This is a genomic window from Acinetobacter sp. Colony158 (assembly GCF_019264745.1).
GTDB lineage: Bacteria > Pseudomonadota > Gammaproteobacteria > Pseudomonadales > Moraxellaceae > Acinetobacter > Acinetobacter ursingii.
The window spans coordinates 932,468-932,785 of sequence record NZ_CP078523.1; the positions used below are offsets into that span (position 1 = coordinate 932,468).

Below are 318 nucleotides of genomic sequence, written 5' to 3' on the forward strand. Positions count from 1 at the left end.
TATCAAACACAGCATGGGCACAACTCAAACAACTGGTAATCGCAGTAAATGAAATTTTTTCGCAAGAATCAGGGTTGGTACATGCGCCAAACAAGCTAGGCTTATAGGCAATTTCACCCTTTTTCATACGCTTAATGGTTTCATCACGGTTTGGAAATACTGTGAGTAATTGCTCGCGGTCTTTTTGTAGCTGCAAATAAGTTCCTGCCCCACCAAGTAAACGGCCAGCACTATTAATTACACCCTCTTCAAATTGCGCATAAGAATGTACCAAGCGCTGATATTCCAGTTCTTGAATAAACTCTTTTTGACTGTCAC

1 pseudogene is annotated in these 318 nt (G+C 40.9%); it reads right to left on the bottom strand.

The features are described from left to right. Nucleotides 1-318: pseudogene (locus tag JR005_RS03680) on the bottom strand (hypothetical protein); the annotation flags it as partial.